Source organism: Faecalicatena sp. (assembly GCF_058819085.1).
In genome coordinates this window covers 44,160-64,418 of sequence record NZ_JBZUUL010000044.1, presented here as the reverse complement: position 1 = coordinate 64,418, position 20,259 = coordinate 44,160, and the positions used below count along the sequence as shown (strand labels likewise).

Here is a 20,259-nt window from a genome sequence, read left to right as displayed (position 1 = left end):
AAGCATTTAGTGTTATAAAAGGTAGGTGTAATAGTGCTTAAATTATACAAAATGTGTAAAAAGTATTTTCAAATGCATAAGGGTCTTTTAGTAGTGTTTGGAATGTGTCTGGTTTTATCTGGTATTTTGAGTTTTATTATACCTATGATATCAAGCTCATTTATTGATACAATAGTTGTAAGCCGAAATAAGAATAATATTTATAAATACTGTTTCTTTTTTGGAATAGTAAGTTTAAGTGGTATTATTATTGGATACTTTGTAAATCGTGTTTATGTAAAATCAAATAATCTATTTGTATATGAAATGAATAGAGATATTATTAATCACGCTCAGCTTATTAGCCTTTTATATTTAAATACAAAGAATAAAACTCGTATGATACAGCAAATTAATTCGGATACTCAAACAGTTGTAGGATTTTGCTTTGAGTTTATGCAGAACTTAATTGTTAATTTATTTAAATTAGTAATACCGATGTTGATAATATGTAGCATAAATAATAAGATATTTATTGGTTTTATAATTTTAATGCTACTGTATGTTGGTATTTATTTATGCTTGAAAAATCGTGTTTTTCAAGCTTCATTTAATTTCAAAGAAAAACAAGTTATATATTATGGGAGCTTATATGAGCAATTGTCAAAAATTAAATATATAACAATTCATGGAATATTGTCTTGGTTTTCAAAAAGGATAATTGAACCATTTCACCAACTAATAACATCTGCATTAAAATTACAAAACGTACAATATATGTATAAGAGTTTGGATGTTGCTATGGTAACCTTAGGGCAGATTTTCCTCTTTTTTATTGGTGGGATAATGGTAATCGATGGGGAATTAAGTATAGGAAAATTCACCCTTATATCATCATATTATACTATGGGAATTGGAGCTATACGCTATTTCTTTGGAGTAGGACAAAATCTTCAAAATGTGCAGGTATCATATCAGCGAATCAACGACATTCTAAATAAGCCAATAGAGAAGAATGGTGAAATTAGGATGGCCTCTATTCATGATATAGTTGTTCAAGATGTTTCTTTTGCATATGAAGAAAATGTTTTAATAAGGAATTTTAGTGTTAAATTTGTACGAGGAAATGCATATGCTATTTTGGGGTCAAATGGTATTGGAAAAACTACTTTAGCATATTTGATTATGGGTATCTATAAAAATTATACTGGTAAGATTACTTATGATGGGATAGATATAAAAAGATTAGATATGATGCATATACGGTGCAATTTGATAGGAGTAGTAGAACAAGAGCCGGAGTTGTTTACAGATACAGTTTATAATAATATAGTACAATGCAGAGAAAATTTATCAGTAGAAGATGTTACTTCCGCTTTAGAAGAATGGTTTTATAGCGAAAAAGAAGAAAAAAGAATTAATGTATATACCCAAATTAATGAAAAAGCTGATAATATTTCGGGCGGAGAGAGGCAAAAGATTTCCATGCTTCGGGCATTATTAAAAAGGCCAGATGTATTTATTTTAGATGAACCAACTTCAGCTATGGATACGGAAGGGCTAAAAAAAGTGAAAGCTATTGTAGAAGTATTAAAAAAGGAAGCAATAGTAATTGTTATTACTCATGAAAAAGAAGTGGCCGAAATATGTGATTTTCAGATTAAAATTTAATCTTGCGGTTATATTCGAGAGAATGGAATAGTTGGAAACTGTGAGGTGAAAAAGCTTCTATACTATGTAGGAATGATGCCTCAAACTAAATTCAAGTATAGTAGGTTGTCAATATGAATAATGGAAATATATCATATTACAAAGCAGTTCAAAAATATATAAATGAACAAGCAGAAGAATCCAGAGGTACTGTTTTATGGCGGACCAGTAAACGTGCTTGCGATATTGCCCTTTGAGGCGAGCAGAAATAATAGCTCTTATAGGGGCTATTATTATGCCACCAGTTTAAATGGTGGTTCATGACTTAGAGATAAAGAGAGGGAATAGAAATGAAAGTAAAGTTAGTATTTCTACCTGCATTAGTAAAGCCAAATCGTTTTGAACATCTTGAGGTGCCCCCACTAGGTATTTACTTGTTAGCAACTATTGGTAAAATGAAAGGTTATGATGTTTCATTAATTGATCCATGTGAATTTTTAAAATTTAATAGAAACAAAAATATAATCACCAATTCAATAAAGTATTTAATACAGCGGTTAGATGACGCTACTGTGGTAGGGTTCTCTTGTAATTCTTTTAACTGGTCTACAACCAATATTGCAATAGAGCATATTCGTAAGTATAAGCCAAATATAAAAATTGTTTTGGGCGGTCTTCATCCAAGTGCATTTGATGAGTATATATTATTAAATAAGGATGTAGATTTTATTTTAAGGGGAGATGGAGAACGTTCCTTTGTTCGATTATTGGATGCAATTGCAGGGAAGATTGGTTATGATGAGGTTGAAGGGCTCTCATATCGAAAAAATGGTGATATAGCAAGAAATATAGAAAGCAAAGCTTTTACTGTTGATGAGTTGAGCCAAGTACCATTCCCTGATTATACTATGTTACCTCAAGATAATCCCTACATACAGATTCCCATTGAATCTTCTAGAGGGTGCCCGTTTTGTTGCAGCTTTTGTTCCATCCCACATAGAAAAAACTGGAGGGGGTTAGAGCCAGAAGTTGTATTAAAAAAAATTGAAAACTCAATTGAAATCAAAAATAATTTTAATTTTTATGAGTATTTTTTATTTGTAGATGACTGTTTTACAATAGATGAAACTCGTACAGTTGAAATTTTTAGATTAATAGAGGAAAAGTATGGAGAGAAAAAGAAGTTTTTTTTGGAAGTTAGAGTTTCCAATATTTTATCTAAAAAAATTTTTACACAAATAAATATCAATCTAATATCAGGGATGCAAATAGGAGTAGAATGTGGATATGATTATGGTTTAGAGATTATAAATAAAAAAATAACAATAGCACAGTTATATAAAGCACTTGAAATTATGGCAGAACAAAAGTGTGACGATAAATGTTCGCTTTCGTTTATTATTGGTTTTCCTTGGGAAAGCAAAAGAGAAATTTTCATGACACTGAGAACTATTGAAGAAATAGGACATAGATTTAATGTTTTATGCAATATAAATTGGTTATATTATCTACCTTCTACACTATGGAAAAATCGAAAGCAATATGATATTATGGTAAACGAAAGTATTTTCGACAAACCATTGTGGATTAATAGTAAAGAAGTATTTTTTAGAGTACATCCGAAAGTTACTATTTCTTTATTAAATGAGGTTAATGAGTGGTATAAAGATATCAAAAAAAACATACCAGGTATTTTATATAATATGCCTGTATTCTATGAGTAGTATAAACGATGTTTTTGGATAATAAAATGGTGATATGAAAATGCTTAATAAAAATACTAAATCATAAATGGGTTACCCTTATGAATGAAAGGATAAATAATTTTGGTTAGTGTATTTAAGGCGTTGAGTGATCCGACAAGACGTGAAATCTTAAGAATCTTAAATGCGGGAGATTTGACGGCAGGAGAGATTTCAAATCATTTTGATATGTCCAAACCAGCAATAACGAAGCATTTAGAGATTTTGAAAAATGCAGAGCTGGTTACATCAAAAAAAAGTGGGGTAAATGTAATATATTCTTTAAATATTACTGTATTACAGGAGGCTTTAAGTGGTTTTTTATCTTTTTTTGAAAAGGAGTAGTTATGAATAATAAAAAAGTAATGGATATCATAAAAATTCTATTTCCGATTATAATTTTATTATGTAGTATTTTGATTCCAGCAGGGGTTTTGAGGACATATATGATTCTACTCCTGATTGCGATATTCCTGATTGCGATTCATGTATTTATGCCATATATTGCGGATTTAGAGAAAGGTAATCCAAAGGTCAAGACATTGCGAAGATATAACATACTTACGGGAATTGTGATAGTATTCTTGTTTGTAGTTCATCATTTTCAACCGGATATAAATTCTGAAAATAGTGATAAACTTATACTGATTTTTGTAACAATTGTGATATTGTTAGTAGGTAATGCGGCTCCTAAGCTCCCGATTAACGGTGCGATTGGGATTAGGTTACCATGGACAGTTCATGATGAGGACACTTGGCGTGCGACACACAGAGTATTAGGATATTGTTCCTTTCCAATAGCTGTTATCATGGTAGTAGGGGGAATGTTTGTTAATCCAGTATTGTTTACAATTGGCGGTTTAATTGTGTGCATGATGATACCGTCAGTCTATTCTTTTATTCATTATAAACGAAAATAGTATAACGTTTTGGAGGCAGTATCCATAGAAAGGCGAGATTCTCTGAATAGGGCTACCGCCTATATACTGTCATTAATAGGAGCGGTCAGATGAAAAATACGACAGCGAAGGTTTTGGCTCTCAATATGACTTTGGTATACTTGTTTCGTAGTTGCCGTAAAAATAGAAATATGGTAACACAGTTGTCATGCCTTGGAAAAGTGGTTTATCAAATATAGGTTTACTTATAGAAGGACAGTAAGTCATCCGGTTGCTTTCCGACAATTAGTCGGAAAGCAGATCCTAAAATAAGCCCGGACCTATTGTATAAAAGATCTCTTAGAAATAGTGGAAATCTACGTATTATCAGTATTGAATAGATTACCTTTCCAGTAATCACTATACCCTTTTGCAATCATAAATTGTCTATATTGATATACTTCATTTGCCTTTTCTTCTGGAAGAGATTCTTCACCACTATAAATCTCATCAGGCAAAGGTCCATAAGATATTCTGGATTGTTATCATCACCTGGGAATGTAAAAAATACACTTATGGTTTATAAAAAATTTAAAATAGCTTTCACATACAATATTTACAAGATAAATCTCCTGCTGTCCGACCATATACTATTTTTTAATATCGAACTAATATTTCTATGTAAGAATGTACAATGAATAACAGATAAAGGTTTTCTTTGATTAAAATAATAATCAAAGAAAACCTTTATAGCATACAAAAACGGCGGTAAATAAGAAAACTATTTATTTTTAATATTTATTTCTACAATTTTATAGTTCCAGAAGTTCTGCCTTCATCATTCCGCTATCAAATTCAGGAGTGAAATGATGAAGTTCTCAGAGCTTGTTAGATTCCGCTAACTTGTGAAGTAAGCATCAAATCTTAAGCAGAAAGGTCCACCCCAAATACCTACACCAAGGGCAGGAAGCATGGCAGCTCTTATCAAGAATTTATTATCTTGATAAAATTGTCTTGATAATCCAAGCTCAGATTCACATCTTCTCGCAGCATATTGTCCAGCATCGTAACTTGTTCCCATGATACTAATAACACCAACTACAATGCCTACAACTGCAGCAGCTATAGCGAGGGAGTCCATCCTGGTTTGACCAAGATCATCTAATTTTTGCTGGATCTCATTATCTACTGCTTCAACTTGCGCTGGAGTTAATTTCATTTTCTCAATCAAGTCTGCTAAAATGGGATCATCATAGGATGTAAAATCTTCTTTTGTAGATGTAGAGGGTTTTCCTGTTGAAGTGGTTGGTTCTGCTGCAAAAACGGTTGCATTAATTGTTAAAGCAAATACTAATACAATAGCAATAATTCTTCCTATTTTTTCATATCAATTACCTCATTTTCTTTCTTTCCTATAATACAGGAAAACGCTCAGAAGGATACAAAATATAGATATTACACCTAATATTTCTCTTTGAGCTGCAAATTGCTTTAATACATCATTAAAAAATTGAAATACTACCTCTAATAAATAGTTAATTATATTTGATGCCATTTTCGTATTCTCCCTAACAGTATGGAACTAAAAATATTAATATGTATCAGCCTTAATTAATTCCTCCTTTCCTCCTAAACATTTGTTATCGCATTTTATTTTGTTATTATAATATTATATCAATATTGAATTGTCAAAGCTATGGTTATGTCAAAAAATGAAGAAGTGCTTCATTCGTTCAAAGCAAAAAAGAACCTCTTGGAAAGAATGGCATTCATGGATGAAGAATGACGTTCCTTGACAGGCTGTATCCAAAACGGTTTTGAGATATCTTTCTCTGTAATTTGAAATAAATTTGGAGTTAGCAAAATGCCTGTCAGAGAAAGTCCGGAAACAAAGCGTTTTTTTGATTTGAAGTTGCCTCTTCAAATTTTGTAAAGAAGATTTGTTTACTGAAGGGAGAAAGGAAGTGTAGAGTATTTCTTTCAGTATAGAAGGAAGGCAGTATAAAAACTTAAATAATTTAAACAAAGTTTAGGTACTTTTTATCTAAAACTCGAACAAAAGAAGGATATGAATTGAGAGATATATTGTAAGGGGGTAAAAAGCATTTTTTTCCTCTCTACTTCTTAGGATTTTTGCTATCCTTTTAAGATTCATGCACGCCAAGGTTAACGCAGCTTTTGTATTCATCTGCGCTTTTCCAACACACTGTGTATATCTAAATCCATGATGTTCTTTCGCTGTTCCGAAGAGTCGTTCTATCGTTTCTTTCCTAAGTTGATAAATATCTCGATTACCAATTGTATAGCGAATATCTTCCGCTTCTTCCATGTATTCTTCCCAGACATGCATTGTAATAAGCTTTAAATGTTCGGCTATCATGTTCATTTCCTGAATGAACAGAAAATCCAAGAATCCAACCATGCTTATCACAGGCAGTTTCTAGAGCATAAGCAAAGACGTGTTTATGCTCCCCTTTTCGAAACCAACTGCTTTCAGGATCAGTGGTACTACATTTTTGTGTTTTTACATTACCTGTAAAATCATCTGGGCCTCCGCCTGAGGTGGGTAGGATTTTGTCATTATCATCTTTTAATGGCTTCTTTCCATGAGACTTCCTATCGTTATTTATTTCTTTCTTAAGTTCATCCTCATACCAAAGGGCCTGTTGCGTTGCAATTCTTTTTCACATCTTCTTGCTATTTGCACAAGCTTTTACATGCATTGAGTCCGCAAAGATAATGGATGGAACAACGAGATTGAATTTCATACATTCTTCTAGAATTCTTCCGAAAATTTGTTCAAACAGATCGGGAATATATTTAAAATCAGTTAAAAAGGATTTTGTATAATGACCAGTTTATGGGGGAGCCAGTAAAGCAGCACGAACAGTATGAGCCCTTTAAGGATTTGCGGGTAAAATGTGTAAAAGGAACCTAACAACGGTTAATAGGGACTTACACTGAGAGCAGCCTGGCAAAGCGTCTATCGTGGTTCTTGGATCCAGTTTCGATCATCATTCACCAAATAGCTGCTCCTTCAGATATTTAAGAAAGCTTTTTTCCCTGCCAGTAAGCCGTACATCCTTCTGGCAGATATAATGCAGAGAAGAGGATGCTTTGCTGCATGTCAGAGGGAGATACCGCAGATTCTTGTGGATAGATCTGTCCCATTTGATGATAATGGAATAAAAGCCACCGGAGTTCAGGGCATCAAAAAACTGCCCCCGGTCGTGGACAAGCAGAGAGTCCGGCGGCAGGAAGGGAAGTCCGGTCCAGTGCAGATACTGCTCAAGATCCGGCGGGGTATAGCAGACAAGAGGATGCGCAGTCAGATCCTCTAAGGTTACCGTCTCTTTTTCTGCAAACGGATGCTGTTCACTGACTGCAATAAAATAAGGCATGGCAGAGACGATTTCCCGGCTGCGAAGCCCGTAATGGCTCAACAGCTTCGCCATCTCTGCCTCAGAGCCGGATGTACAAAGTACAATACCGATCCGGTTTTCACCGGAGGAGACAGATTCATAGAGACCGTCGTAAATATATTCAGTCAGAGTATCTGAGAGTTTTTCGGCAGAGCTTCTTTTGAAATCCAGAAAGATTCTCATGACTTCAGATAAAGGTGCAGAAGCTATTTTTAAAGGACATTCTTCTTCATCCGCTGCGAGCCTCTTCATTTTTTCAAATTCAGATAAGATATTTTGGGCACAGTGCATGAAGGCTGTGCCTTTTTCTGTCAGGTGTACGCCGTTGTGTGTGCGCAGGAAAATGGGGTAGCCCAGCTCCTTCTCAAGGTTTTTGAGGCAGCCGCTCAGGTAAGGCTGGGACAGCATCAGCTCTGACGCAGCTTTATTGATAGATTGTGTTTTGTTGACAGCAACCGCGTATTCTAGATATCTCAAATTCATATCGTGTGTATTCCTCCTGCGGGTTATAACTAAAAAGCTATAACTATAAAGAAATCCGGGAATAACTGCCGGACAATATCCAGTGATAAAATCATTACATCACTATTATAAATGAAATAAGTGCTCCGGGAAAGTGAAGAAATATGAAATATGTAAAAATGAGAAATGGTAAAGATATAGAAATAAATTCATCCCCGGAACTGTTCATCAATGATCTGACCGCAATCTAATGTTCAGATCAGCGCAAATAGTACAAAAATGCAAGGAGGGAAAAAGAAAATGTATCAGGAGATCTTAAAAGAGGCAGAAAAAATAGGAGAGGAAATGGTGCAGTGGCGCCGAGAGCTTCATCGTATCCCGGAAGTGGGGATGAATCTTCCTAAAACGAGCGCTTTTGTACAGCAGAGGCTGGATGAAATGGGAATCCCGTATGAGGTAAAGGTAAACGGTTCCTGCGTTGTCGGGCATTTGGGAGAAAAAGGACCGTGTATCATGCTCAGGGCTGACATGGATGCACTGCCTATCGCAGAGGAAAGCGGGGTTGAATTTGCATCCGGCAATGGAAATATGCATGCCTGCGGACATGATCTGCATACAGCGGCACTTTTAGGTGCGGCAAAGATTCTAAAACGGCATGAGGACGAGCTTAAAGGTCAGATAAAGCTGTTCTTTCAGCCTGGCGAGGAAATTTTTCAGGGGGCTGCAGCAGCGATTGCAGAAGGTGTCATGGAGAATCCGCCTGTTGAAGCGGCTTTTGCGATGCATGTGGCTTCCATAGCGCCGCTGGGACTGATCACATATGGAAAAACACCCTTGTCTTCAGTCTATGGATTTGCAATTCATTTGAAAGGAAAGGGCGGACACGGCTCCTCACCGGAGGTGTGCATCGACCCGATCGTCACAGGGATTCAGGTTCACCTTGCCCTGCAGGAATTGATGGCGAGAGAATGTCCGTTTGGAAAAGAAGCGGCACTTACGATCGGTCAGTTTCAAGCAGGAGATACACCTAATATTATCCCTGATACAGCGGTACTCAAAGGGACTCTGCGGACCTTCAATGATGAGCTGGCGGAAAAAATGATCCGCAGGATCGAAGAGATGACAAAAAATATTGCGGCGGCATACAGAACAGAGGCGGAGGTTGAAGTATTGTATCAGGGGCCGGTACTTGAATGTGACGGTGCAATGAATGAGCTGGTTCTATCCTGTATTCATGATATGGGAATGGACGAAATGATGTGGCCGGAACTGAAAGGGAATGGATCAGAAGATTTTGCCTTTGTGGCAAAGAAGGTTCCCTCCGCTTATTTTACGATCGGTGCAGGGGAAGGAAAACCAGAGGAATGGTTCGGACAGCATCATCCGAAGGTGCGCTTTAATGAACAGGCCATACCGAAAGCGGCGGCAATCTATGCAGCTGCCGCCTTCGCATGGCTGGAAAAGTAAGATTATTTATTTTCTGGCAGATAGGTACTTAATAGATCAACTAATTTCTCGATCTCGATCGGTTTGGTGGTGTGGGCGTTCATCCCTGCATTCAGGGAGCGCTCCACATCCTCCTGAAATGCGTTGGCACTCATGGCGATAATAGGAATGTCCTGAGAATCCGGCCTGCCACTTTTACGGATTTCTCTGGCAGCCGTAAGTCCATCCATGACAGGCATCTGTATATCCATCAGAATGAGATCATAATATCCTTCCGGCTGCTGCAGATAACTGTTTAAAGCTTCCTCTCCGTTGGTCATGCGTTCCACCTGGAAATGGTAGCTGCCCAGCAGAGTCTGGGCTATTTCTGCATTGAGGTCATTATCCTCGGCCAGCAGGATACGGGATTCCTCAAAAGAGTCCTCTTTCCTGCCGGGCTTTTGTTCCTCTGTATCAGTAGGGGCCAGTCCATCGGTCAATTTCATCGGTATGGTAAAATAAAACTCTGACCCAAATCCCAGCCGGCTTTCCACCTGGAGGGTTCCTCCCAAAAGCTCCACCAGATTCTTACAGATAGCAAGTCCAAGCCCTGTGCCAGGGGTTTTGCTTATATTTTCTCCGTCGCCCTGTTCAAATGCATCAAAAATAACATCCAGTTTATCCTCTCTGATTCCGCAGCCGGAATCCTTAACACGGAATGTAAAATCAGCCATCTCCTCATCGATGTAAGCTTCCCCGGCAGTCAGTACAACCATCCCCATAGAAGGAGTAAACTTGATGGCGTTGCTCAGCAGGTTGCCTAAGATCTCACGCAGAAAGACCGGATCGGAGATCACATACTGGTGTTGGATATGAATAGTCTGTGTAAGGCTGACTCCGCCTTTGGATGCAGAAAAATCATATTCGGAAAGAAGTTCCTCCAACAGCTGGCGAAGATCAAACGAAGTATTCCTGCATTCCATTTTTCCGCTCTCAATCTTTGACATATCCAGAACGTCGTTTACCAGCATCTGAAGATGCTGCATGGAAAGCTTCATCTTATCCAGACAGTCGGTAATCTTATTCCTGTCATGCAGATTTAGCCTTGCAATGTCGATCATTCCCATGATCCCGTTCATCGGAGTGCGGATCTCATGGCTCATCTTTGAGAGAAATCCGGTTTTAGCTGTATTGGACTGGATCGCAACGGCCAGCTCCATCTGTGCCTCTTTCAGACGTTCCCGTTCAGTCACATCCAGGAAGGTGAACTGGATGATACTGGAATTGAAATCTTCTATGATCCAGCTGGCTGTGCCTTCAATTGTGGAGATGCTTCCGTCTTTCCTTGTCAGATGAAAACGTGCTTCGCGCTGTTCCCCTTGTTTCTTGATGGAGAGCATATGGCTGCCGATCCTGGCAAGACATTTTTGATGTTCGTTCTTTGGTGTCTTGTTGAACAGCCGTTTTTCAAGATTTACTTCATTTGCCTCATCCAGGATATCCAGGGCGATCTTATTGATACTCAGTATTTTATTTTTTCGGATATCAACCTGGATAATGCCGCAGACCGCAGTATTATAAAGGATCTTGTACAGTCTGTCATAACGGTCACGCTCTGCCTCGACCTGCTCAAGGGCACGTTTCCTCTCGGTGGTATCCATAAAGGTACTCTGGATCAGCTTCTTGCCATCCGGCGTACTGACAACTTTGGCAACTCCGGTTACCCAGCGTACTCCATCCTTTTTGGTATAGACCCGGTGTTCAAAGTTCGTACACTCACCCTCTTCTTTCAGGGAAAGCAGAGTACGGCGGATATATTCGGCATCCTCCGAAACAGTCACCTCAGGAAGGGTTTGTGCTCTCTGTTGCCGGAACTCTTCCATAGAGTCGTATCCCAGCATCTGAATGGCTTCACTGTTGGCATTATAACAGCGCAGGCTGTTATCCTCTATCTCGTACTGTACGATTCCGCAGACAACGTTCTGATACAGTTTATTATAATAATCGCGCTCTTTTTTCAGCTGTTCTTCGTAATCCTTGATCAGTGAAATATCCGTAACGATACATTGTAATTCGATGTGGCGTTCTTGTCTGAATACGACAGCCTGCAGGGAACACCAGCGGCATTTTTTGTTCTTCTGCCACAGCCGGCATTCCACTTTAAGGAGGCTGCCGTCTAACGCCGTCCTACGGATCTCGTCCTTTAGTTCCACCCAGTCCGAAGCATGCAGAAGATGGTCAAATCGGTTATGCAGATCCAGCCTCATTTCCTCTGCCGTATAGCCGGTCAGGTCAAAGAAGCTGTCATTTGCATATTCGATGACCAGGATATCATCGAACCGGAGACGGAGTACACCGCCCGGAACACTGTCTGTGAGATGCTTTAAGTCAAATTTAGCGGCTTCTAAGCGTTTGGTGATATCGAACATCGATACCAGGACACCTTTCGGTGTATGGGTATGGTCAAAATAAGGGCGGATCCGTACCAGCCAGATTACATTATTCTTGTCTGTGATCTCCTTCTCTATGATCCTGCCCTGTCTTGACACGTCAATGACATCCTGTGTAAAGTCGGGATAAGAATCGAGAAAGTTAATCTGTGTGACCGGACGTTCCAGGTCTGTGATCCGCAGATTGGTATGCTGCAGCATGATGGGAGTGATCTTACGGATATGCATCTTCTCATCCACATATAGTGCACCCACATCCGCATTGAGCAGGAGGTTGTCAAAGTCGGCGTTGGCAGTGGTCAGTTCCACGATCTTGTTCTGATACTCAGCATTGATGGTATAAAGTTCTTCGTTGACCGACTGCATCTCTTCGTTCGTACTCTGAAGCTCCTCATTGGAGGCCAGAAGTTCTTCATTTGTAGCCTGCAGCTCTTCATTGCGGGATTCCGATTCTTCCACAGCCAGCTTTAGATTCCAGTTACTTTCATTCAGTTCGTTTTCCAGTTCCTGGATACGGCTGTCCTTTAATTCCCTTAAATCCATCAGAGTGTCGGCTGCCTTAGGTGTGGCGGCTTCTTCCGAGCGGATCTGGACCAGATAATAGTCACCCTCTTCCAGACTAAAATACCGTACTTTTACAGACAGGATCTCTTCGGGATAGTCGGAAAGTCCGGTAGCACGTTTTTCCACAATACCATCCGGTATCTTTCTGGAATCCGATAATAGGCGGTTGATAAAAGTTGCCAGGCTGGGTGAAAAGAAGGAGCCTAAGCCGCCGTCAAACTGTCCGTCCTGCATCCTCATGTATTGTCCGCCGCCCTGGATCACCTGTATGACTTTAAAGTCGCTGTTGAGCAGTACGGAGGGGCCTGCCATGGCGAACAGAAGTTTTTCCGAGATATTAGTAGTATGCAGCCGCTTCTGCAGGACGTTAGCCTGTTGGATCCGCTCCGATTGACGGGAGGAAAAGTTTCCGATCAGATTTAAGGCCGGATATGCGGTCATGATCTTCTTTGAGTAGCTCTTGTTTTTTGAATAGATCTTCCATTTTTTATCCAGCAGATTGTAAGCATCCCCCATATCTCCCACGGATTCACTGCTTCCCAGGAACAGATAGCCGTCTTCCACCAGAAGCTGATAAAAGGAAGCCAGTGCTTTCTGCTGCATCTCCGGTTTTACATAGATGAACATATTCCGGCAGGTGATCAGATCCAGTTTAGAGAAAGGGGCATCCCTGAAAATATTATGCTTAGCAAACACGATCATCTTACGGATCTTTTCACCGACCAGATAACCGCCGCTGGCGTGCTCGAAATATTTATCCAATATCTCCTGATGAAGGTTTTCCAGCAGACTTTCCGAATAGATACCCTTCTGGGCCGTGATTACAGCGTTTTGATCCACATCTGTTGCAAAGATCTTCACATCCGAAGTAATATGCAGGTATTCCATACATTCACACAGAAGGATGGCTAATGAATAAGCCTCCTCCCCCGTAGAGCAGGCAATACTCCAAAGCCGGACGGACCTTTTTTTCTTAAGAAGCGGGATGATCACATTCTCACCCAGATGCCGGAAAGCCTCCTCATCCCGGAAAAAGGAAGTGACGCCGATGAGCAGGTCGCGGTAAAGCTGCTCCCGTTCTTCCTCAGATGAAAGAAGATGGTCCAGGTATTCCTCTATCCCGTGAAAATTATTGAGGGCGATCCGCCGCTCGATCCGTCTGTAGATCGTATTGGTCTTATAGACTGTAAAATCAATATCCGAATACTGGCTGATCGCATTGAGGATACAGGAATAGTCCTCCGTCAGATCTATGGAGTCTGAGTTATTCTGGTGCATAGACTGGATGTGAGGATTCTTCAGGTATTCTCCCAGGGAAGTTCCGATCTGTTCCACGTTCAGGATCAGATCCACCATACCGGTGGCGATAGCACTCTGGGGCATAGAGGAATATTGGGCCTCTGTGGGCTTCTGAACGATTACAAGTCCGCCGTTTTCTTTCACAGAGCCGATCCCGATAGCTCCGTCCGAGCCGCTTCCGGACAGAATAACAGCCACAGCATGTACATCACTTACTGAGGCCAGAGACTGGAATAACAGATTGATAGGCAGGTAAAGCTGGTTACGGTCACGGGCAGATTCCAGATGAAACCTGCCGTCTTTCATGGTTAATGTTTTTCCCGGGTGATTTAAGTAGATATGGTTGGGTTTGGGAATGGCTCCTTCCTCGGCCAATCGAACCGGAAGCCGCGAAGATTTCTGCAGAATCTTATCCATCAGGCTGACGGCATCCGGTGAAAGATGTTGTACTATAATGAAGGATGCCCCTGTATCCAGCGGCATATTCTGGAATAATTCCTGCAGCGCCTCCACTCCTCCGGCGGAAGCCCCCACACCAACATAGCAGCGGACCTCCTGGTCCAGCGGTAAATGTTCAGTCTGACCGACACCCTTTTCTTCCATGATACTCTCCTTTCCGCGAGCAATAACTATGATTATTATATGTTTATACTTGGTATATGTATCTCTTTTACATGCAAAAACACTTGATGCAGACAATGCTTCATCAAGTATTATATGATTATATCATAAATAGTTATCAATTGCACTTATATACCACAATATGTTATTTATGCGAAATTTTAGTGTGAGTTTAAGGCTTTTGGATAGTCAGAACCGGTGTGTTTTGATACAATAAAAGAAAATATATGATCGAAAATACCAGTACAAAAAAGGGACAGGTGAATACTATGGAGATCCGTAATCTTAAAACTTACATAGAAGTATGTGAAAAGAATAGTTTTACAAAGGCGGCCCAGCAGATGGGATACACGCAGTCTACTGTCACCGGACAGATCAAACAATTGGAGGAGGAGCTGGGAGTCTTACTATTTGACCGGAACGGAAAACACATTCAGCTTAACGCGATGGGAGAAGCACTTCTCTCTTATGCCAATAGGATCGTTGCCCTGGAAGAGGAGGCGAAGAATCAATTCTCCGATTCCGTGACACCTAAGGGGCTTCTGCGTGTGGGAGTCATTGAATCGGTGGGGGCATTTCTGCTTCCCGATATTTTAAGAGCCTATATGCAGACCTTCCCCCTCGTTGATATCGAGGTCCGCACAGGTACAACACGGGAAATCCAGCAGATGCTCTGCCAGAATCAGATAGATCTGATGCTGACTCTGGATGAGCGTGTGACTTCCCCGGACTGGATATGTGCTTTTGAGAAGACAGAGGACATCGTTTTTCTCTGCCATCCGGGGCACCCTTTTGCTCTTAAGGAGGTGCCTCTGTCAGAAGTGGTATGTGAAAATATGCTGTTAACAGAGCGAAAATGTAATTACCGTCGCACATATGAGCATCTTTGTAATACATACGGACTTTCCCAAAACTCTTCTCTGGAAATCGGATCCACAAATACGATCCTTGATTTTACTCAGAGCGGCCTCGGCCTGTCCCTGCTCCCTGCGTTCACCGTACAAAGCCGTCTGGAGTCGGGGATGCTTTCTACATTCCGGATCCAGGATGTTCAGATCAATATGTTGATACAGCTGATCTACCGCAGAAGTAAGTTCTGCTCACCAGCCATGAAAGCATTTATCCAATTGTCAAAAGAAATGATATAGGTAGAATTAGGAAGGCTCCCTGCAGTAAGGAGCTTTTTTAAATATATATCGGAAATTTCGATAATGCAATTCAAATATTTCAATTTTACGAATCCTATCAATTATGATAATTTAAATTTAGACAGAATGTTCGGAAAACTTAAGGAAGAAGTCAGATAATAAGGAGGGCGAAATATTTGAGAGAAAAATGCAGAGCTGGTGTCAACGCAGGTGGATTTCATTCTATGGGAAGGGAGAAAAAAGGATGCTGAATACGATATTAACTTCAATCAATGATTTTTTATATATCTATATTTTAGTGGCATTATTAGGCGGCGCAGGTATTTATTTTACGGTCAGGACGAGGGCAGTGCAGTTCCGGCTCTTAAAGACAGGGCTGAAGTCTTTGGTGGATAAGAAGAAATCAGAACAGGGGATCTCTTCTTTCCAGGCATTGATGATCTCAACGGCTTCAAGGGTCGGGACGGGCAATATCATAGGTGTTGCGACGGCGATTGCGATCGGAGGACCGGGAGCGGTTTTCTGGATGTGGATCATGGCTCTTTTGGGAGCGGCTTCTGCATTCATGGAAAGCACGCTGGCACAGGTATATAAGATCCATGACGGCGATCAGTATAGAGGGGGCCCGGCATATTATATCCAGCAGGGACTGGGAAAGAAATGGCTGGGTATCATTTATGCAGTGCTGCTGATGGGATGTACCGGGTTTGGATGGAATACGACAACCGCATATAATATGAGCGCTGCGCTAGAATATTATGTTCCTGATTATAGGGGAGGAATCGGCCCGACAGTTTTAGGGATCGTGCTTGTTATCTTAGTTGGATGCATCATATTCGGCGGTGTAAAGAGGATTGGATTCATGTCTTCTGTGCTGGTTCCGATCATGGCTGTCTTCTATATTATTTTCAGTTTAGTCTGTGTGATCGCGAATATTGAACAGCTTCCGGGAGTTTTTGCTGCGATCCTGTCAAATGCCTTTGATTTTTCTGCGATGGCAGGCGGGTTTGCCGGTTCCTGTATGGTCCAGGGCGTGAAGCGGGGACTTTTCTCAAATGAAGCGGGAATGGGAACTGGTCCGAACGCAGCGGCGGCAGCGGATTGTGAACATCCGGCAGAGGCAGGAATGGGACAGATGATATCTGTATTTTTAGACACTCTGGTTATCTGTTCAGCAACGGCAATGATCGTATTAGTATCCGGCGTAGAGGGAAATGCAGCAAATGCAGGAACTCCTTATGTACAGGCAGCTGTAAAAAGCATGTTTGGCAGCTGGGGAATACATATCATTACGGCAGCATTGTTCCTGTTTGCATTTACTACTTTAATAGGAAATTACTATTATGCTGAGGCAAACCTGAGATTTATCACAGAGAAAAAGGGTGTGCTGCTTGTATTTCGAATCGTTGCTCTTGCCATCATCTTTATCGGAACTGATGTAAGCTTCGATACAGCATGGAATATGACAGATATTTTAATGGGACTTGTTGCGATTGTGAATATCCTTGCAGTATTTGCACTGAGCAAGGTGGCGCTGAATGCGTTGAAAAATTATGATAAGGCCAGAAAATTGGGAGAGAAGCCGGTATTTAAGGCGAAAGACATCAATATCAGCAATACGCAGTGCTGGAAATAAAGAAGTGTAAAGTTACCGGACTTATTTATGCTGCAGATACAGAATATGGCAGATCAGAATATCATTGAATGGAAAGAGGAGGTTTATTTCATGCAGGATTTAAAAAGCAGCTTATGTAAGGTTGCGTTAGTGCAGGCAGAACCAGTATTATTTGACAAGGAAAGAACGATAGAAAAGGCACTTGAGTGCATCGGGGAGGCAGCCGGAAACGGGGCACAGCTGATTGTTTTCCCGGAATCCTTTGTTCCCTGCTATCCTTACGGGATGACATTTGGATTCTCTGTGGGGGCTCGTACCAAGGAGGGCAGAGAGGACTGGAAGCGGTATTATGACAATTCTATGGTAGTGCCGGGCGAGGAGACAAAGCTTTTGGGCGAGGCAGCTGAAAAGTATGGCGTTTATATCAGTATAGGTATCACAGAGCGCGATGGAATCAATACGACACTGTATTGTACAAATCTGATCTTCACACCGGATGGAAAATTAGCTGCAAAGCACCGTAAACTAAAACCTACGGGAGCGGAGCGTTACATATGGGGGGACGGCTATGGCGGACATTTCCCGGTGGTAGAGACTCCATGGGGTGTGATGGGCAGCCTGATCTGCTGGGAAAATTATATGCCTCTTGCAAGAGTTGCGCTGTATGAAAAGGGAACCACGATCTATCTGGCCCCAAATACAAATGACAATCCGGAGTGGTTTGACACCATACGGCATATCGCGATCGAGGGACATTGTTATGTCATCAATGTAGACCAATATGTGAAACGGGAAAGTTATCCGAAGGATTTAAATGCACAGGATGAGATCGGGAAGCTCCCTGAGACGATCATGAGGGGCGGAAGCTGTGTTGTGGATCCGTATGGACATTATGTCAATGAGCCTGTGTGGGATCAGGAGGCTATCATTTATGTGGATCTGGATATGGAGGCAGTTCCGTCGAGCCGGATGGAATTTGACGGGGTCGGGCATTATTCAAGGCCGGATGTGTTAAAGCTGCAGGTGAAAGAAGAGGATTGTTAAAATTTTGTATGTTCATTAGGCTATTATAAATAAGAATGGCATAAATAGACCCCCTAATTCCCCATAAAGGAAATAGGGGGTTAAAGTGCTGAAGAAATACTAATAACGGTATCAATGATACTAAATATATTGACTTTGGTAAAAAAGATGCTATAATGATAGTATCAATGATACCGTAACTGACGCGTTAAGAGATGTGTATACGGGAAGGAGGAAGAATGTCAGAATATCAAAAGACAAAGACGGAGGTAAATCAGTTTTTAGATAGAGTAAAAAGACTGATTACATATGACGGGAAAGTAACAATTAATAACCAGACTTGGGCGAATGGCAGAGTTAACAAGACTCTAAAATACATGACTGAAACTGGTATAACAATGCAGGATGTCTGCAGAGTAATAAAAGAATTAGAAGTTTGTAACTATTGTTACACGGCAGATGACAGGAATGAAAAATATCCAAATGAACAGATTTGGGTGTTTGGAATTACAAAAATATTAATAGATAAAGAAGAGTCGTTATATATAAAGTTAAAGATTCGTATTATTAAGGAAGAATTATTATTAATTATGTCATTTCATCCGGAGAGCCCCATAGTAGAAAATTTAAAGTTAAAATTTCCATATAAAGATTAGATCCTAAAAAATTGTAAATACTTAATTTGAAAATAATGCAGATTCATTTGGCAGTTTTTATGCTGTCAAATGGGTCATGTTAATTACATACATAGTGAAGAGGAAAATAGAGTGAATAATTATGAAGAAAGGAGCGGCAAAATGGAGAAGAAGATATTGTGTTTTGAATGTGGCAATTTAAATAATTATAATTTAAAAGAAACAATTAGAAAATATGAAGGAGAAGGCTATCAGTTTGAAATGTTGGTTAAAATTCCATTTTGTGAAGTGTGTGGAGCTCCTATATATGATGAAGAGATTGAGAATGAGATAGCAGAAAAAGCCAATCAGAGAATTCGAGAACAAAGGGAGATTGTTTCAAAAAGGGATATTATTGAAATCTTAGATACATACAGTGTAAGCCAAAAGTTTTTAAGCAGATTATTGGGATGGGGGGAAATAACTCTTACGAGATATATAGGGGGAAATTATACTCCTAACAAGACCAATAGTGATAAACTAAAAGAGTTAAAGAATCCGTATGTGTTTAAAAAGTTATTAGATGATAGTGTTCGTGATGATGAAGAACGCAAAGAAGAGAAATCTTTTAAGAAAGCCAACAGTAAAGTGAGTGTGGAATTAGAAAAGCTGGAGAATTCAAAAGGCAGGATATTTAAAGTAGTGAATTGGTTTTTGGGGCAGTCATCGGAAGAGGCACCAATTACTCACTTAGCATTACAGAAACTATTATATTTTACACAGTGTTGGAGTATGGCACTTGGTGGGAAAGGAATATTTGAAGAGGAGTGTCAGGCATGGGTGCATGGTGCAGTCTATCCACGGGTATATGAGGTCTTTAAACAGTTTAAATATATGCCGCTGCCAAGAGTCGAGAAGACAGAGAATTTTGAAGCGGACGAACTGATTATCTTGAATGCGGTTAAAATATATTATTATGATGTATATAATGCAAAAGCACTGGAAGATATCTGCCATAGAGAAGAGCCGTATAAAAAGGCCAGAAACGGATATAAAGAAGGAGAGCCGTGCCAGGAAATGATTGCGAAAGAAAGTATTCGAGAATATTATGGAAAGATACTAAAAGATTACAATATATGTATGACGGATATATCAAAGATAAGGAATTATTTAAATAATTTATTAGCTTAGTATTACCATATATGTGTAAACTTTATGATATGCGGGCAAGGTTAATATACCTTCTGATTCCCGCATCATGACATATATTTCAATAATTTTATAGAAAATCAGCAGACGTTCAGAGATGGACGTCTGTTTTTATATGCCCAAAATAAAAAAGAATAATAGGTTAAAAAAATATCCTG

The 20,259-nt window shown here is 39.9% G+C and carries 13 protein-coding genes and 1 pseudogene; 10 read left to right on the top strand and 4 right to left on the bottom strand.

Annotation, left to right across the window (positions count from 1 at the left end; genetic code table 11):
* Positions 1-51 precede the first annotated feature (51 nt).
* The 4 genes from AC4OGX_RS19760 (at position 52) to AC4OGX_RS19745 (ending at position 4,291) form a co-directional block, all read left to right on the top strand.
* Complete coding sequence (locus AC4OGX_RS19760; RefSeq protein ID WP_493332490.1) at positions 52-1,650, top strand: ATP-binding cassette domain-containing protein; 1,599 nt, start codon at positions 52-54, stop codon at positions 1,648-1,650.
* A gap of 329 nt (positions 1,651-1,979) precedes the next feature.
* Positions 1,980-3,353, top strand: coding sequence for a B12-binding domain-containing radical SAM protein (locus AC4OGX_RS19755; RefSeq protein ID WP_493332489.1), 1,374 nt, complete (start codon positions 1,980-1,982; stop codon positions 3,351-3,353).
* Positions 3,354-3,455: 102 nt separating this feature from the next.
* The gene (locus AC4OGX_RS19750) at positions 3,456-3,716 is read left to right on the top strand and encodes an autorepressor SdpR family transcription factor (protein ID WP_493332488.1); all 261 of its coding nucleotides are present in this window, start codon (positions 3,456-3,458) and stop codon (positions 3,714-3,716) included.
* A gap of 2 nt (positions 3,717-3,718) precedes the next feature.
* A complete protein-coding gene (locus AC4OGX_RS19745; RefSeq protein ID WP_493332487.1) occupies positions 3,719-4,291 on the top strand; it encodes an SdpI family protein in 573 nt (190 codons plus the stop codon).
* 856 nt (positions 4,292-5,147) lie between these two features.
* Here AC4OGX_RS19745 and AC4OGX_RS19740 read toward each other — a convergent pair.
* The 3 genes and pseudogenes from AC4OGX_RS19740 to AC4OGX_RS19730 all read right to left on the bottom strand — a co-directional run bounded on the left by AC4OGX_RS19740 (position 5,148) and on the right by AC4OGX_RS19730 (position 8,154).
* Positions 5,148-5,480, bottom strand: coding sequence for a hypothetical protein (locus tag AC4OGX_RS19740; protein ID WP_493332486.1), 333 nt, complete (start codon positions 5,478-5,480; stop codon positions 5,148-5,150).
* An 813-nt stretch (positions 5,481-6,293) separates the two neighbouring features.
* A pseudogene (locus tag AC4OGX_RS19735) lies at positions 6,294-7,098 on the bottom strand (transposase); the annotation flags it as partial.
* Between the two features lie 165 nt (positions 7,099-7,263).
* Positions 7,264-8,154 (bottom strand): LysR family transcriptional regulator, encoded by an 891-nt coding sequence (locus tag AC4OGX_RS19730; RefSeq protein WP_493332485.1) that lies wholly within the window; start codon positions 8,152-8,154, stop codon positions 7,264-7,266.
* Between the two features lie 279 nt (positions 8,155-8,433).
* On the opposite strand from AC4OGX_RS19730, the gene AC4OGX_RS19725 reads away from it, so the two are divergent.
* A complete protein-coding gene (locus AC4OGX_RS19725) occupies positions 8,434-9,600 on the top strand; it encodes a M20 metallopeptidase family protein (RefSeq protein ID WP_493332484.1) in 1,167 nt (388 codons plus the stop codon).
* Between the two features lie 2 nt (positions 9,601-9,602).
* Here the strand turns inward: AC4OGX_RS19725 and AC4OGX_RS19720 are convergent, their stop codons facing one another.
* Complete coding sequence (locus AC4OGX_RS19720) at positions 9,603-14,474, bottom strand: CheR family methyltransferase (RefSeq protein ID WP_493332483.1); 4,872 nt, start codon at positions 14,472-14,474, stop codon at positions 9,603-9,605.
* A 245-nt stretch (positions 14,475-14,719) separates the two neighbouring features.
* Between AC4OGX_RS19720 and AC4OGX_RS19715 the strand changes: the two genes are divergently transcribed.
* The 5 genes from AC4OGX_RS19715 to AC4OGX_RS19695 all read left to right on the top strand — a co-directional run bounded on the left by AC4OGX_RS19715 (position 14,720) and on the right by AC4OGX_RS19695 (position 20,083).
* The gene (locus AC4OGX_RS19715; protein ID WP_493332481.1) at positions 14,720-15,640 is read left to right on the top strand and encodes a LysR family transcriptional regulator; all 921 of its coding nucleotides are present in this window, start codon (positions 14,720-14,722) and stop codon (positions 15,638-15,640) included.
* A gap of 244 nt (positions 15,641-15,884) precedes the next feature.
* Positions 15,885-17,276 carry an alanine/glycine:cation symporter family protein gene (locus AC4OGX_RS19710; protein WP_493332480.1) on the top strand — a complete coding sequence of 464 codons (1,392 nt, stop codon included), beginning with the start codon at positions 15,885-15,887 and terminating at the stop codon, positions 17,274-17,276.
* Between the two features lie 27 nt (positions 17,277-17,303).
* Complete coding sequence (locus tag AC4OGX_RS19705) at positions 17,304-18,299, top strand: carbon-nitrogen hydrolase family protein (protein WP_493332479.1); 996 nt, start codon at positions 17,304-17,306, stop codon at positions 18,297-18,299.
* 218 nt (positions 18,300-18,517) lie between these two features.
* Entirely contained in the window at positions 18,518-18,934 is a 417-nt protein-coding gene (locus AC4OGX_RS19700) for a type II toxin-antitoxin system MqsR family toxin (protein WP_493332478.1), read from the top strand.
* A gap of 111 nt (positions 18,935-19,045) precedes the next feature.
* Positions 19,046-20,083, top strand: a complete 1,038-nt coding sequence (locus tag AC4OGX_RS19695; protein WP_493332477.1) for a type II toxin-antitoxin system antitoxin SocA domain-containing protein — start codon at positions 19,046-19,048, stop codon at positions 20,081-20,083.
* The last annotated feature ends 176 nt before the right edge of the window (positions 20,084-20,259 follow it).